A 14,540-nucleotide genomic window follows, 5' to 3' on the forward strand; every position below is an offset into this window, starting at 1 on the left:
GGAATAACAGAGGATAACCGTCTCGCGTCAGAAACGCATCATCACCAGCAAGGAGGCATTACCATGTCCGTGAAAATCCGCCCGGTGCTCATTTGCACTCTCTCTTTACTTCTTTCCGCCTGCTCGGGTAGTGCTTCTGCGCCGGATAGCGCCGAAGACGCGAAGGTATCGGCAGAAGTGGATAAGATGTTTCGCGATTATCAAACGGGTTCAGATCAATCACCGCAGGCCAACGTCTCACGCTATCTGACGCAGGTCCAGAGGGCTATCTTCGCGAAAATAGACCAGCCGGCGTCCTGGCAGGGGCAAAAATGCTCGGTGCGCTTAACGCTACAGCGTGACGGGACGGTGCATAATCCAGCGGTCGAGAGCGGCGATCCGGCGTTATGCGCGGCGGTAATGTCCGCGCTGAAAGAAGCCAAAATTCCGCCCGCGCCAGATGAAAAAACCTATCAGACATTCAGTCATGTGGTTCTGGACTTCAGGCCCTGAGAGCTTTTTTTGCATTTTATCGCAGGGGCTATTCGGCCCCTGCACGATTTTCAGAACTCCACGCGGCCGCCGAAATTATAGCGTCGCCCTTCCAGCATAGCCTTCTGCCGGTAAGCGGTAGTGTAAACCGGGTTCACATCAAACAGATTGTAGATACCGCTCATCAGCGTGACGTGCTTACTCAGGCGATAACGCACGCCTAGATCTACCAGCGCATAGGCATCCGTTGAGCTGGACTTGCCGATATCCGGCGATCTGCTGCGCCAGCTCGCCTTGGTCCACAGTTCAAGATCGGAAGCGGTGTTCCACGTCAGCGAAACGTTGGCCATACTGCTGGGGAAATCGCTTAGCGCATAACCCTTATACTCACCGCTTTTTTGTTCACTGTGGGTATAGGTATAGTTGGCGTTCGCTTTCAGCGCTGCGGTCACCTGCCAGTCGCCGTTCAGCTCCAGTCCGTAGATCTCCGCATCCCCGACGTTAATGTATTGCGACACGCTATCCGCGGTATAGCCGTTGTATTGGCATTGCCGGGTAGCCGAGGCGGTACAGATGGTATGGTCGCTGATTTTGTCTTTAAATTTGGTATGAAAAAGCGTGGCGTCGAGCGCCAGCGCATCCTGCTGCCAGTACACGCCCAGCTCGGTGTTGATGCTCTGCTCCGGTTTGAGATCGTCGTTGCCGATACCAATCTCAGAATAGGGATAAGCGCCGTAGACGCTGGTAAAGCCGGCGTTGTTCTGGCGCAGGTCCGGTTTTTTATAGCCGGCGGATACGCCACCTTTCAGCGCCCAGCTTTCGTCAATGGTCCAGTTGCCGTAGAGCTTAGGCGTAACGTGATAGCCAAAATAGCTGTCATGATCCAGGCGCGCAGAGGTGGTCAACGTGAAGTCCGGTACAATCATCCACGCGTCTTCAGCAAAAACCGCCCAGCCGTGACGGGTGATTTTACTCACCGGGGTGACGCCGGGCGCCTGCTTGTCCGCAATACCAAAGGTGTCATTCAGTTCATTGCGCGTGAAGTTTACGCCTAGCGTCAGCTTGTGATCGGCCAGCGTAAAGGTGTTCGCGCTATTGGCCTCAAAATTATTCTGCTTGATAAACTGCGAGTCCATGCCGGGCACGCGGTACTCCGTACGGGCCTTTTCGTAGCTGATAAAGTTCTTCACCTCCACCAGGTCATCACCGTACCAGGCATGCTGTGACAGCGAGACCGCATCGCGGTCAAAGCCCCAGTACCACGCTTTATCGTTATGGGTTTTCTCCTGATTGCCTTTGGAGGCGTTCAGATCCCAGAGCTGGGTATCGGTTGGCGAAAGAGAAATTGTGGCGTCCAGATTCCCCGCCTGATGCTTAACAAAACGTTCTTGGGTCGGGCTGTCATCATCGCGACGGTCAAGATAGTCAGCCCCCACGCTGACGCCGAGTTTGCCCGGTACGACGGGCCCCATAAAGAAGGCGTTTGTCTGGTTAGTATTGCCGTATTCGCTTTTCTCCTGCAGGAAGTAATTATCCTCCAGCACCCCCGTCCATTTTTCGAGGTTATACGCCTTTTTGGTGATGACGTTGACCACACCGCCGATAGCGTCAGAGCCGTACAGCGATGACATAGGCCCGCGAATCACCTCCACCCGCTCAATGGCGGCCAGCGGCGGCATAAAAGCGGCTTCAGACCCAATGTGATGCCCATAAGGTCGCGATTCGCGGGTAGACTGCTTGACACCGTTCACCATAAACGAGGTATAGGTCGAATCCATACCGCGCATCTGTACATCGCCGGTCGCCAGGCTACCGTGGCCGTTGCCCACCAGCACGCCCGGCATCTCGCGCAACGCTTCCGTGACGTTCTGATTGGAACGGGTATTCAGCGCCTTCTCATCGAGCACCGAGATCGTCGCCGGCGCCTCGCGCCTCTCCTGGCTGAATCCCGTGGCGGTCACTACCATCTGTTCTTCATTTATCCCTGCGCCATCAGCGGCGTAGGCTGCCGCGGGCAGATTGACGAAGGCGAGCGCCATCGCCACGTCTATGCGTGTCTTCATCGCCACAAAAAGTCCTTAGAATTGAGTGAGATCGATCTTGAGAACGTAGTCAGGCCGATCGCTTTTTTCGTCCTGTTTGACGCTGGCGTAAAGCGTTCCGCCATCCGCAGAAAGGACCAGGCTGTTGGGCATAGCCGCCGTTTTGAGGGTGTGCTTGAGACGATGGGTTCGCGCATCGATGACGCTAATCGAGCGATCGTTGCGATGGGTCACGTAGATTTCATCGCGCATGGCGTTATAAAGCACAGCGACCGAGTTTGGCGAAGCGATACGATCGACCAGCTTGCCGGAGTCCAGCCGCACCACCAGCACATCGCGGGTGTTGGTATCGGCGATATATCCGACTCCGGCGGCGCTGTTCAGGGCGATATTGAGGAAATAGTGCTCAGCGTCAGCCGGATCGACCTTCACGCGGGAAATTAACGTCGACGTTTTGCCGTCAAGGGTAGCCAACTCCCCGTTACCGGTGACCGCATAGACTTTTTCGCCCGATGCATCAACGGCAAACCCTACGGGGTCGATGTTGTTCAGCGTGTCAATCAGCTGCTGCTTGCGGGTATCGACCACCCAGAGCAGGCCCTGGCCTTTGCGCCCGATCCCTGACACATACAAACGCTGGTTTAGCTTATCCAGCACCACTTCGCGGACGTGGGCCTGTTTCGCAGGATCTGAATCATCGCTGAGCTGAATAGTGTTAATCACCTTATTGGTCAGCGTATCCAGAAGCGTTAGCGAGCCATCCAGCGCGTTACCCAAATACAGGATGTGATTTTCTTCATCCAGGGAGAGCGCGAAGGCGCGGCGTTCGGTAACGATTTTCTCATCAATCCGCAGAGAATCCGCCGCCAGTCGAAAGACCAGTCCCGCGGTTTTATCTTTATCAAACGAGGGCGCGGAGGCAGCGTAGAGCGTCTTCTGGCCGTTATCATAGGCCAGCTCGTAAACGCCGTGGCCGAGAGCCTGAGCGCGGAAGTCCCGCTCGGTGAAATCCTTAGCCGAGGCGGAGAGAGCATGCAGGGAAAACGAAATGACCAGCGCGAGGCGCGCGGCCTGCTTCAGGGATGCGGTAGACATGTAATTTTTCTTTACAGTAGCTTACGGAATGCAAACACTAATGAAAATAAATATCATTTGCAATTGCATTCATCTCCATCTTCCCTACCAATTTTTGTGTTCTGATATTAACCGCCGTTTTTTGTTCCCGCCGGGAGCTCGCCACGCTTCATTCATCGGAATCATTAAAATCACGCGATAACCGGCTGTAAGATGCTGACTAACTCCGCCAGACTCCCCGCCTGCATCTTTTCCATCACCCTCGCCCGATGGACCTCCACCGTGCGTACGGCAATGTTCATTATCTCCGCAATCTCCCGATTCATCAGCCCTTTCACCACCAGCAGCGCAAGCTCCCGCTCTTTGGGCGTTAGCTGCTGATAGCAGTCCACGTTCTTTTGCCGCGCAAACCGCTCGCCTGAGGCCGCCAGGCCGTGTTCCAGCGCCGTTTGTAGCGGCTTCACCGACACCGGCTTTTGCAGAAAATCCACCGCGCCGCGTTTCATCTGTTCTACCGCCATAGGTACGTCGCCATGTCCGGTCAGAAAAACCACCGCCAGGGTGCTGCCGCGCTGACGCAGCGCCTCATGTACTGCCTGACCGTCCAGCGCCGGCATCCGCATATCCAGCAGGACAACGCCGGTCCGGAAGAGATCGGCCTGCGCGAGGAAGACGTCCCCCTCTGCCCAGCACATTACCTCGTAACCCAGGCTTTCCAGTAAAAAAGCACATGCCTGGGTCACCGCCAGGTCGTCATCCAGTAGATGAATTATCGCCATTGCCGCTCCGCGCTCCTTGTTGCATGAATGTCAGTTCCACGGTGACACCGGGCCGTCCATCGGGCGCCGTTTGATTTGCCTGGCTTATTTCCCCCCGGACATAGCGGACCAGCCGCTGACAGATAACCAGCCCAAGCCCCATCCCCTCTTGTCGACTGGTCATAAACGGCTGGAATGCCTGAGCAAGCTGCGCCCCGGCGATACCACCGCCGTTATCCTGCAGGACGATCTTCACGCCTCCGGCATCGCGAACGGCATCAATCCACAGCATCTTCGCCCCGGCCTGCGCCGCATTGAGGATCAGATTCGCCAGCACCTGTTCAAGCAGAACCGGCGGTAAGACGAGCGTTAACGGGCGATCGACATCGCTGTTGAGCAACAGCCCGGGAAACTGCTGCGGCATTCGCAGCCACTGCCAGACATGGTCAATAGCCTGACGAACGCTGATATGTTCCCAGGTCTCCGCTCGTCCTGGCTCCCCGTGCGCCTGGCTGACCCAATGGCGCAGATTGCGCAGCGTTTCCGCCCCGCGCTGAGCCTGTTGATCGATGTGGCCCAGCGCGGGCAGTAAGGGATGCTGCGGATCCTGTTTCTGCAAACGGATCGTACAACCCTGCGCATAGTGGCGGATGGCCGACAGCGGCTGATTTAACTCGTGGGCAAAGCCTGAGGTCATCTCACCCAATACGCTCATCTGTCTTGCCGTTTGCAGCGCCAGCTCCTGCTCGCGCAGCCGGATAGCGTTGCGTTCAAGCTGCCTGCCGCGCCGCCGCACCAGCAGCATCACCCAGATATAATTCAGCGTCAGCAACAGCAGCGCCAGCCCGATGCAGCCCATGATTAACCGGTGCTGGATAAGCCAGCTTTTCATCTCCAGCCACAGCCGTCGCTGCTGAGGGTGCTGTTGAACTTCGCTCAGCAACGCTTCCACCTGACGGGTCGAAGCGGGCGCTCCCCAGTGAAAGACGGCGTTATCCGGGGCATTGAGCAAGGCGCGGGTCACGCGATCCGCCAGCGCGTCGCTCACCGCCGGCAGCGCGGCAAACGACCAGTCGGGATACAGCGGGGTACTGGTTAGACAAGGTATCGCCGCCGGCCGCTCGATGACCGCGGTAAAATCGGCTTTATTTACCAGTCCCTCATCAGCCATTTTTTCCAGCAGGCACACCGGAACAATCGCCGCCTGCACTGCCCGTTCACGCAGCAGATAGATCAGCGCATCCGCGGGGAATCCGCTAAAACGCAGATGCAGATCGCGTTCCGGCCGCAGCCCGGCATCGCTCAGCGCCTTGTATCCCAATAAATAGCCGCCGAAGGCCTGAGGATCGATGGCCCCTACCGTTTTGCCGATCAGGTCGGCCGGCGACGCAATACCGCTGTCGCGACGAGTCAAAATGACGCTGCCGATAACGTTGCTTGTCCCGAGCGAAGAGCGCAAAGAGGCCAGCCAGCGCAGCGAAGAATGACTATTCAGCTGGACAAACTGCGCCGGATTGGTCACCACAAACTGCACCGAGCCGTTATTGACCGCCTCCTGCATCTGCTGCAGATCGAGGGGCTGAATGTGAAACTGCTGATCCGTTAGCTGCTGATTGAGCATCACCTCCAGCGGCTGCCAGTGGCTGCGGGTTAAGACCTCGCCGCGCATGGCCAGAACGCCGATATTCCACGACGCCGCCCACCCGCTGCTGTTCAGCAGGAACGCCGTCACCAGCAGCGCCAGACGCTGCACATTTTTCGCTCTCACCCGATTATCCCTGTTCATTATGTTGTTTTAGATCAACAACCCGCCGGGTATGTGGTTAACCACAATAGAGCTGACCCCGCCGCGATTTTTACACTGTAAATCATCAACATTGTTTATTCATCACATGCAAAACAATGACGTGACAAATGTTTCGTTATTGCTGCGCGAGGGAAAAATATGGACAGCAGTAAACGACAGTTTCTGGCGCAGCTGGGCGTTCTCACCGCCGGCGCGTCTCTGGTGCCGCTGGCGGAGGCGAAATTTCCCTTTTCGCCGGCCCGCCGCGAAGGCGCCTCCGGTCATCGCTATGCCATGCTGGTTGACCTGCGACGCTGCATCGGCTGCCAGGCCTGCACCGTCAGTTGCGCAATCGAAAATCAGACGCCGCAGGGGGCGTTTCGTACTCACGTCAATCAGTATCAGGTGCAGTTGGGCGATCGGGTCACCAACGTCCTGCTACCGCGGCTGTGCAACCATTGTGATAACCCGCCCTGCGTGCCGGTCTGCCCGGTGCAGGCCACCTTTCAGCGCCAGGATGGCATTGTGGTGGTGGATAACACCCGCTGCGTCGGCTGCGCCTACTGCGTCCAGGCCTGCCCCTATGACGCGCGTTTTATCAACCATGAGACACAAACCGCCGATAAGTGCACCTTCTGCGTTCATCGCCTGGAAGCCGGGCTGCTCCCCGCCTGCGTCGAGTCCTGCGTCGGCGGCGCGCGGATCGTCGGCGATATCCAGGACCGTCAAAGCCGTATCTCGCAGACGCTCGCCCTGCACCATGACGCCATCAAGGTGCTGAAGCCGGAAAACGGTACCGTCCCCCACGTTTTCTATCTCGGACTGGACGAGGCGTTTGTTACCCCGCTGATGGGACATGCCCAACCCGTGCTCTGGCAGGAGGTATGAATGAGCCAAACCATGATCATTGAGGAAGTGCTGGCCCGTCCGCAGGAGGTGAGCTGGCTGCCGTGGGCGGTGCAGTATTTCTTTTTCATCGGCATTGCCGCCTGCGCGGCGCTGTTTGGCTGCCTGCTTCACTGGCGCAAAAGACACGATGCGAAACTGGAACGGCTGACGCTGCTGATTGCTCTGACCTGCGCGATTACCGCGCCGCTGGCGCTGACGGCGGACCTGCATCAAACCGCCCGCTTCTGGCACTTTTACGCCTATCCCACGCCCTGGTCGTGGATGCCCTGGGGGGCGCTGTTTCTGCCGCTATTCACCCTCTTTCTGGGCCTGTGGTTTGCGGTACGGCAGTTAGGTCTGCTGCGCAATAGAAGTGACAGCGTCACAAAATGGCTGGCGCTGGCCAGCGCGCTTACCGCGACGGGGCTGCTGCTTTACACCGGACGCGAAGTCTCCGTGGTTCAGGCCCGCCCGGTCTGGTTCAGCTACGCCTTTGTGCTGGCGATGTTCTTTAGCGCGCTGCAAACCTTTTTCGCCCTGCTGATTGTCGCGGTACGCAATGATTTTCAATGCCAAAGGCAGTTGGCGATATGGCAGCTCTCAGCGCTTATGCTGCTGGCCGTCATCGTGGCGATCTGGGTCAGCGGTGATACCCTTTCCGGCTCGGCTATTCGTCAGTGGCTGGTCATTTCGCCTTCAGCTCGTCATTACGCGATCGGCTGGCTGGCATGCTGGCTTATTTCATTGATCTTTTGCGCGCTTGCCCTGCGTTATCCACTGACGCTGCCCGTTCGCGCCCTGCTGACCGTCAGCGCCATGGCGCTGAGCTGGCTGATGCGCTGGACGCTGCTGATTCAGGGGCAAACCATCCCCAAATTTAATGCCCAGTTTAATCCCTATACCCTGCCGGTCGGTACCGACGGCTGGCTCGCTATCCTTGGCACATTCGGCCTGTGGATTGCGCTGCTCATTATTGTCCGTGAAACCGTAAACGGACTCGCAAGGAGAAGGCAACATGGCTAATTTAACCCGTCGTCAGTGGCTCAAAGTCGGCCTCGCCGCAGGCGGTCTGGCGTCTTTCGCCCTGAGCTATCGCGAGGTGGCAAAGCGCGCCCTTGACGGCCTGCTCAGCGGTACATCCGGTAAAGTGACCCGCGATCGTATTTTCGCTAATGCGCTGATCCCGGAAGCCAATGCAAATACCGGCTGGCAACAAAATTCTCGGCAGGTTATCTCGATGACCCAATGTTTTGGCTGCTGGACGCAGTGCGGCGTTCGGGTGCGGGTGGATAGCGAGAAAGGCGAGGTACTGCGCATTGCCGGCAACCCTTATCACCCGCTTTCTCATGAGCACCACCTCGACTCTTCCATTCCTTTTTCAACCGCCATGGCGCAGCTGGCGGGTGAAAGCGGACTTGATGCCCGCTCTACCGCCTGCGCGCGCGGCGCCACGCAGCTCGAGGGACTCTATAGCCCGCTGCGGCTCCTTGAGCCGATGAAGCGCGCGGGTAAACGCGGCGAAGGGAAATGGCAGCGCATCAGCTTTGAACAACTGGTGAAAGAGGTGGTTGAAGGCGGCGATCTGTTTGGCGAGGGGCACGTTGATGGTCTGCGCGCGATTCACGATCCGATCGCCCCCGTTGACCCGCGGCATCCGGGATTCGGCCCAAAAACCAACCAGCTACTGGTCACCAACACCAGCGACGATGGGCGCGATACCTTTTTACGCCGTTTTGCGCTGAACAGCTTCGGCAGTAAAAACTTCGGCGCACATGGTTCCTACTGCGGGCTGGCCTATCGCGCGGGCTCCGGCGCCTTAATGGGCGATCTGGATAAAAACCCGCATGTGAAGCCCGACTGGGATAACGTTGAGTTCGCCATGTTTATGGGAACGTCGCCCGCCCAGTCAGGCAACCCCTTTAAACGCCAGGCCAGGCAGCTCGCCAGCGCCCGCCTGCGCAATGGCTTTCAGTATGTGGTGGTCGCGCCGGCGCTGCCGCTCACCACGGTGATGGCAGACGATCGCGGGCACTGGCTGCCGGTGATCCCCGGGAGCGATTCGGCGCTGGCAATGGCGATGATTCGCTGGATTATCGAAAACCGGCGCTACAACGCCGATTACCTGGCGCTACCGGGCGCGCAGGCGATGCGGCAGGCCGCTGAAAAGAGCTGGACCAATGCGACACACCTGGTCATCACCGATGACCAGCCGGAGCTGGCCGGACAGCATTTAACCCTTGCTCACCTGAATGCGGAGGGCGCCAGCGAACCGGTGGTGGTTAACGAAAGCGGTGACGTTGTCGCCGCCAGCGGCTGCCCGCGCGGCGCGCTCTTTGTAACGCGCCAGCTAACCCTGCCGGACGGGCGCAGCGTGACGGTCAAAAGCGGCTTCCAGCTGCTGAAAGAGTCCGCTGAAAAGCTCACCCTGACACAGTACAGCCAGCAGTGCGGCGTCGCGGAAGATAAGATCGCGGCGCTGGCGGATGCCTTTACCCGTCATGGTCGTAAAGCCGCGGTCATTACCCACGGCGGCATGATGGCCGGCAACGGATTTTACAGCGCCTGGGCGGTCATGATGCTTAATGCGCTAATCGGTAATCTCAGCCTGGAAGGCGGCGTGTTTGTCGGCGGCGGCAAATTCAACGGCGCGACAGACGGCCCGCGTTACAACCTGGAGAGCTTTGCCGGTAAAGTGAAGCCGAAAGGGCTCAGCATCGCGCGCAGCAAAACCGCGTATGAATCCTCCGAAGAGTATCGCAGCAAGGCGGCGGCGGGCGTCTCCCCCTACCCGGCCAGAGCCCCGTGGTATCCGTTCGTCGCAGGACAGCTGACCGAGCTGCTGACCTCGGCGCTCGAAGGCTATCCCTATCCGCTGAAAGCGTGGATTTCCAATATGACCAACCCGCTGTACGGCGTGCCCGGGCTACGCGCGGTTGCGGAAGAAAAGCTAAAGGATCCGCAGCGGCTGCCGCTGTTTATCGCCATTGACGCATTTATGAATGAAACCACCGCCCTGGCCGACTATATCGTTCCGGATACGCATAATTTCGAAAGCTGGGGATTCAGCGCGCCGTGGGCCGGCGTCGCCAGTAAGGCCACCACCGCCCGCTGGCCGGTCGTCCCTGCCGCCACCGCAAAAACCGCTGACGGTGAGCCTGCGTCAATGGAAGCATTTTGCATTGCGGTGGCGAAGCGTCTTAATCTGCCAGGATTTGGCGAAAACGCCATTACCGATGCTCAGGGTAACCGCTATCCACTCCACCGGGCTGAGGACTATTACCTGCGCATGGCCGCGAACATTGCATTTATGGGTAACGCGCCGGTTGCCGAAGCCATTAGCGAGGATCTGACGCTGACCGGGGTGCAGCGTATTCTGCCGGTTATCAACCAGACCCTGAAAGCGGACGAAGTGAGCCGGGTAGCCTTTGTCTACTCCCGCGGCGGGCGCTTCGCGCCGGACACAAGCGGTCGCGCGGAGAATCGCGTCGGTCAATTGTGGGAAAAACCGCTGCAGATCTGGAACGCGGAGGTTGCCGCCCACCGCCACGCCATCACCGGCGAGCGCTACAGCGGCTGCCCGGCATGGTATCCGGCCAGATTGTCCGACGGACGCGCTATCGAAGCGCTTTTCCCGCGACAGCAGTGGCCGCTGAAGCTGATCTCGTTTAAATCCAATACCATGGCCAGCGCCTCGACGGTGATCCCGCGCCTGCATCATCTTAAGCCGACCAATCTGGTGGCGCTGAATCCGCTGGACGGCCAGCGCTACGGCCTGGCGCACGGCGACCGCGTACGAATTTCCACGCCCGGCGGCGAGGTTGAAGCCGTCATTAGCCTGTTAAGTGGCGTAATGCCCGGCGTCATCGCGATTGAACACGGCTACGGGCATCGCGAAATGGGCGCGGCGCGGCACACCCTCGACGGTGAGCCCATGCCGTTCGCTGCGCAGATTAAAGCCGGCATTAACCTTAACGATTTGGGATTTGCCGACCCAACCCGCGAGGTCAGCAATACCTGGCTGGACTGGGTCTCCGGCGCGGCGGTGCGTCAGGGGCTGCCGGCAAGGATTGAGCGGGTGTAGACCGCTTCGGTACGTACAGGGTTGTGCTCCTTAGCGTACCGGTATCGAGGCGGCCATGATTAGTTATAAACCACCATCATCACGCCGGTTCCGTTGAAGGCGCCGGTTGAGGTTGGCGTCCCAGCCAGCGTTCCTCTTAACCGTAGCGAGGACTGAGATCCGGAATAGGTGGTATTACCCGGCGCTGAGTTAGCTGCCCCAAGTCCCAGATTGGCACGCATGCCGTTGCTGAGCGGGATATAGGTATTGCCTGTTTGTAGCTTTAACACATAGCTCACCGAGGAAGACGTGCAGGAAACGCCCACCGTACTATCAGCCGTTTTGCCCGCCGCCTGGTCAAGCATTAGCGTACCGAAACTTAGCGTTACCTGAGGCACAGACATGGCGCACCACTCGTTTAGCGGTGGCGCCGTCATGCAGTTTATACCGCTACCGGCTCCCGGCGGATAAACAAGGTCGGAAAAATTGAAGTTACCATTAGCTTCACGAAGCGTGTATCCAAAGCAGACGGTGGAAGAGCCTCCCACTACACTATAATTTCGGATGGAAATTTGATTTCTGACGCTATCGACGCTCGCGTTAAGCACTTCTCGCCAGGTTCCCTTATACGGGACGCCGGGCGGAGGATAACTCGTGGCAACATCCGATGTCCCCCAAAAGTCGCCATTCGCAGTCAGCGCATTTGCAACCAAAAGCCCGCCATTACTGCCTAAGTTCGCTGGTGTATCCAGGCTGACGCTACCTGAACTCACGGTAATATCACCTGTGGTGATAATCCACTCAGTACCCGTACCGAAAGGTACCAACCTTACTGCGGTGACCGTTTTCCACCGATAGTTTTCACCGTACACGGGTACAGAAACCGGCACGATCATGGCTGCCGCTAAGGCTGCCTGAAATAGCTTTTTCTTCACCTGCACTCTCCTGTGCATAAAATAGCGTTACTGGTATTCGGCCCGCAGGGTTGCGGTGGCGCTAAATAATCCTTCCACCAACTCCACCCCGTTGCGCTGAACAAGGAGAGCTTCAATACTCGGCAGCGTCACGCTATTGATGTTGATGGCCTCGCCCAGCTTAAACGGCTGGCCGTTCTGGTAGATTTTCACGCCAAGATTGGCCTGCTCAGGGGTCACCACGGTGGCATTGTCGGCATCAAACCCGGCCGCGTTACCGCGTACGCTAAGCCGCAGCTGCCATGCAAGGGTGCTGTCTTCACATTTCAGGGTTAGTGGAACGGTTTCACGGTATTTTCCCTCCACGATTTTTTTTATTCGGACATCACCGAAATCCACATACACAGGGCCGCCTTCGCTTATTGAGCAAGCCGGTGGCGTCACCAGAGTGCCGATAAACTCGAGGTTTTCCGGGTCTGCCGCCTGAAGAGATGACGTCATCATCAGGCCGACCAACAGCAAGGGGGCATATCCGCTCAATTTCATCATGTTGTTTCCCTGCGCCATTTACTGATACTCCACGACAAGCGAAGCCATGACCCTGAACGGCCCACCGCTCAGAGTCACTCCGCTTTGTTTGATGGGGGCGGCGTAAAGCTTGGGGATATTGGGGTCGGTGAAATTTAGCCAGGTGCCAACGTTAAGGCGGGTATCACCATTGTACAGGGCGATGCCCAGCCCGCTTTGACCTCCCGCCAGCGCCGTGCTGTCAAAGCTTGCCGCTGTCCCCGTTATGCGCACTTTCTGTTTTGACGATACCGCCATGGAGCAATCTAAATCGAAATCAATCAGCTTCCGGTATTGCGTCCCGTCGATACGGGTGGTCATCACCTCGTTGCCAAAGTTGACGGTGATAACGTTATTGTTATGTACCACGCACGGAGGCGCTTCTATTAAGGTGCCGCTAAAGTTAACCGTTGCGTCGGCCAGCGCGCTGGTGCCAAAGCACAACGTAAGGGGAAGCACCAGGCCACGCAGATTTATGGGGGTCACTATGTCTCTCTCCTCTCGCGTCACTGGTAGTCAATGACCATGGTGCCTGTGCCGAAAAACGGACCTGCGGTAAGCGTGGCGTTATTCTGAGCCACGGGTACGGCCCACAGCCTGGGTTTATTGGCTGTGCCATTGAAGTTGACATAATTGCCGGGAGTCATGAGCGTGGTGCCGGCACTTCCGCTGTACAGCCGTATGCCCAGGCCCCCTTTACTGGTCAACAAAAGACCGCTGCCAAAACTCGCCAGAGACCCTCGAATCGTCAGTTTGAGGGCATTACTGTTCAGGCCAGTACAGGTGAGGCCATATTGAATCTCTTTCTTATAATTCACTCCGTCTACCAGACGAGTAATCAGATCATCACCAAACTTCACGTCTACGGTGTTGTTACCGTCAATAACGCACTGCGGCCCATCGATCAGGGTGCCGTTGACGGTGATAGTGGTGGTATCTCCTTCAGCGGCCTTCGCCTGTCCGCCGGAAAAAAACAGTAAGGCTCCAGCCATCATCAGATACGCTCGGGATGTTATTGAGTGTTGGCGCGTCATATCAGCCTTCCTTTGGTAGTGCCACTTTTCCCGCCCGGCACAGCGTCCCGGTGCAGGTAAACGGTAATAATCGCGCGCTGCCATAATCATTAATAAACATCAGCGTCGGATTATTTCCCAACCGCAAGGTGGGTAGCGTCAGCGCCGCTTTATCTTTTGGAGAAACCATCACGGGCTCGAAATCGTCCAGCGCTTTTCCGTTCAGGCTGTCACGCGCTTCAACAAATGAAAAATGGTACGGTGTCGGATTATTAACCTCATAGCGGTCCCCCTTACGAGCGAGGGTCAGCGTTTCTACGCCGGGCACCGCATCAAGCAGGGGATCAACCTTAATCCCCTTTGGTCGCCAGAACACTTTCATTCGCGTCTGCATAGCCAGCATCAGAACGTTAGGTTTGTCGGATTTTGGTGGGATCTCGCGTAAGTTAAGCCAGAATACGCTTTCTCTGTCGTTGGGCAGTGAAGAGGCATCCGCAACCTGCTGTACCCTGATCATCGTTCTACCGTCGGGCTCAATACGCTGTACGGGCGGTAAAACCATCAGAGGGCCGTTTATTTTTTCTTCTTTCTCGTTTTCCATCCACCCCTGGGCGAGATAGGGATCCTGCGTATTATTATTTTTCACGCTCAATCCGACAGATTTCTCCCCTTCATTGAAAATAACCCGGGAGCGTTCCACAGATAATGCAGCCTGAGCTGAATGCTGGCTTCCGGTAAACAGTAGAATACCCAGAAAAGACGTTAATTTAAGTTTCATACTTTCACCTGTCGTATCACTTACAGGACCAGAGTTATTTCATCTAGCAGATAATTTACATTTTATGTCTATCTGTACATATGCGTTTTTAAGGGGGAGATCCATTTTCAGAAATGGCATGATGAACATTCCTAAATTTGCACCCCACCCATTATTAATATTCATTTTCGTCCCTGCTTATTAGCCGAG

13 protein-coding genes are annotated in these 14,540 nt (G+C 57.1%); 4 read left to right on the plus strand and 9 right to left on the minus strand.

Translation table 11 applies throughout. The annotated features are described in order from the left end of the window. The first annotated feature begins 63 nt into the window (after positions 1–63). Positions 64–492 (plus strand): cell envelope integrity protein TolA, encoded by a 429-nt coding sequence (gene tolA, locus ABLV30_RS16125; RefSeq protein ID WP_014838514.1) that lies wholly within the window; start codon positions 64–66, stop codon positions 490–492. A gap of 50 nt (positions 493–542) precedes the next feature. Here the strand turns inward: tolA and ABLV30_RS16130 are convergent, their stop codons facing one another. From ABLV30_RS16130 to ttrS, 4 genes are all read right to left on the minus strand, one after another. Further along, positions 543–2,540 (minus strand): TonB-dependent receptor, encoded by a 1,998-nt coding sequence (locus ABLV30_RS16130; protein WP_139153606.1) that lies wholly within the window; start codon positions 2,538–2,540, stop codon positions 543–545. Positions 2,541–2,549: 9 nt separating this feature from the next. Continuing rightward, positions 2,550–3,608 carry a YncE family protein gene (locus tag ABLV30_RS16135; protein ID WP_046877946.1) on the minus strand — a complete coding sequence of 353 codons (1,059 nt, stop codon included), beginning with the start codon at positions 3,606–3,608 and terminating at the stop codon, positions 2,550–2,552. A 170-nt stretch (positions 3,609–3,778) separates the two neighbouring features. Further along, positions 3,779–4,366, minus strand: a complete 588-nt coding sequence (gene ttrR / locus ABLV30_RS16140; protein WP_046877947.1) for a tetrathionate respiration response regulator TtrR — start codon at positions 4,364–4,366, stop codon at positions 3,779–3,781. Further along, entirely contained in the window at positions 4,341–6,113 is a 1,773-nt protein-coding gene (gene ttrS / locus ABLV30_RS16145) for a tetrathionate respiration histidine kinase TtrS (RefSeq protein ID WP_265799963.1), read from the minus strand. The genes ttrR and ttrS overlap by 26 nt, the downstream gene beginning before the upstream one ends. A 177-nt stretch (positions 6,114–6,290) precedes the next feature. Between ttrS and ttrB the strand changes: the two genes are divergently transcribed. Genes ttrB through ttrA form a run of 3 tightly spaced genes read left to right on the plus strand, consistent with a single transcriptional unit; the run spans position 6,291 to position 11,100 of the window. Then, complete coding sequence (ttrB, locus tag ABLV30_RS16150) at positions 6,291–7,019, plus strand: tetrathionate reductase subunit TtrB (protein ID WP_265799964.1); 729 nt, start codon at positions 6,291–6,293, stop codon at positions 7,017–7,019. Further along, entirely contained in the window at positions 7,020–8,042 is a 1,023-nt protein-coding gene (ttrC, locus tag ABLV30_RS16155) for a tetrathionate reductase subunit TtrC (protein WP_109240374.1), read from the plus strand. It abuts the gene before it with no gap. After that, positions 8,035–11,100, plus strand: coding sequence for a tetrathionate reductase subunit TtrA (ttrA, locus tag ABLV30_RS16160; RefSeq protein ID WP_122116801.1), 3,066 nt, complete (start codon positions 8,035–8,037; stop codon positions 11,098–11,100). Before ttrC ends, ttrA begins: the two co-directional genes overlap by 8 nt. A 59-nt stretch (positions 11,101–11,159) precedes the next feature. Here ttrA and ABLV30_RS16165 read toward each other — a convergent pair whose 3' ends face one another. From ABLV30_RS16165 to ABLV30_RS16185, 5 genes are read right to left on the minus strand one after another with little or no spacing between them, the layout of a single operon-like run. Further along, complete coding sequence (locus ABLV30_RS16165) at positions 11,160–12,014, minus strand: hypothetical protein (protein ID WP_048262843.1); 855 nt, start codon at positions 12,012–12,014, stop codon at positions 11,160–11,162. A 27-nt stretch (positions 12,015–12,041) separates the two neighbouring features. Next, positions 12,042–12,542 carry a fimbrial protein gene (locus ABLV30_RS16170; RefSeq protein WP_025106314.1) on the minus strand — a complete coding sequence of 167 codons (501 nt, stop codon included), beginning with the start codon at positions 12,540–12,542 and terminating at the stop codon, positions 12,042–12,044. An 18-nt stretch (positions 12,543–12,560) separates the two neighbouring features. After that, entirely contained in the window at positions 12,561–13,046 is a 486-nt protein-coding gene (locus tag ABLV30_RS16175) for a fimbrial protein (protein ID WP_025106313.1), read from the minus strand. Positions 13,047–13,066: 20 nt separating this feature from the next. Then, entirely contained in the window at positions 13,067–13,594 is a 528-nt protein-coding gene (locus ABLV30_RS16180) for a fimbrial protein (RefSeq protein ID WP_049083945.1), read from the minus strand. A gap of 1 nt (position 13,595) precedes the next feature. Further along, positions 13,596–14,351: a fimbria/pilus periplasmic chaperone gene (locus ABLV30_RS16185; protein ID WP_047723935.1), complete on the minus strand. Its 756-nt coding sequence runs from the start codon at positions 14,349–14,351 to the stop codon at positions 13,596–13,598. Between the last annotated feature and the right edge of the window lie 189 nt (positions 14,352–14,540).

The organism is Klebsiella sp. CN_Kp113 (assembly GCF_040064585.1).
Taxonomy (GTDB): domain Bacteria; phylum Pseudomonadota; class Gammaproteobacteria; order Enterobacterales; family Enterobacteriaceae; genus Klebsiella; species Klebsiella michiganensis.

Bases quoted from the DNA above. Each gene is read 5' to 3' on its own strand.
- tolA (WP_014838514.1), top strand. From the start codon at position 64: ATGTCCGTGAAAATCCGCCCGGTGCTCATTTGCACTCTCTCTTTACTT.
- ABLV30_RS16135 (WP_046877946.1), bottom strand. From the start codon at position 3,608: ATGTCTACCGCATCCCTGAAGCAGGCCGCGCGCCTCGCGCTGGTCATT.
- ttrR (WP_046877947.1), bottom strand. From the start codon at position 4,366: ATGGCGATAATTCATCTACTGGATGACGACCTGGCGGTGACCCAGGCA.
- ttrB (WP_265799964.1), top strand. From the start codon at position 6,291: ATGGACAGCAGTAAACGACAGTTTCTGGCGCAGCTGGGCGTTCTCACC.
- ttrC (WP_109240374.1), top strand. From the start codon at position 7,020: ATGAGCCAAACCATGATCATTGAGGAAGTGCTGGCCCGTCCGCAGGAG.
- ttrA (WP_122116801.1), top strand. From the start codon at position 8,035: ATGGCTAATTTAACCCGTCGTCAGTGGCTCAAAGTCGGCCTCGCCGCA.
- ABLV30_RS16170 (WP_025106314.1), bottom strand. From the start codon at position 12,542: ATGATGAAATTGAGCGGATATGCCCCCTTGCTGTTGGTCGGCCTGATG.
- ABLV30_RS16180 (WP_049083945.1), bottom strand. From the start codon at position 13,594: ATGACGCGCCAACACTCAATAACATCCCGAGCGTATCTGATGATGGCT.
- ABLV30_RS16185 (WP_047723935.1), bottom strand. From the start codon at position 14,351: ATGAAACTTAAATTAACGTCTTTTCTGGGTATTCTACTGTTTACCGGA.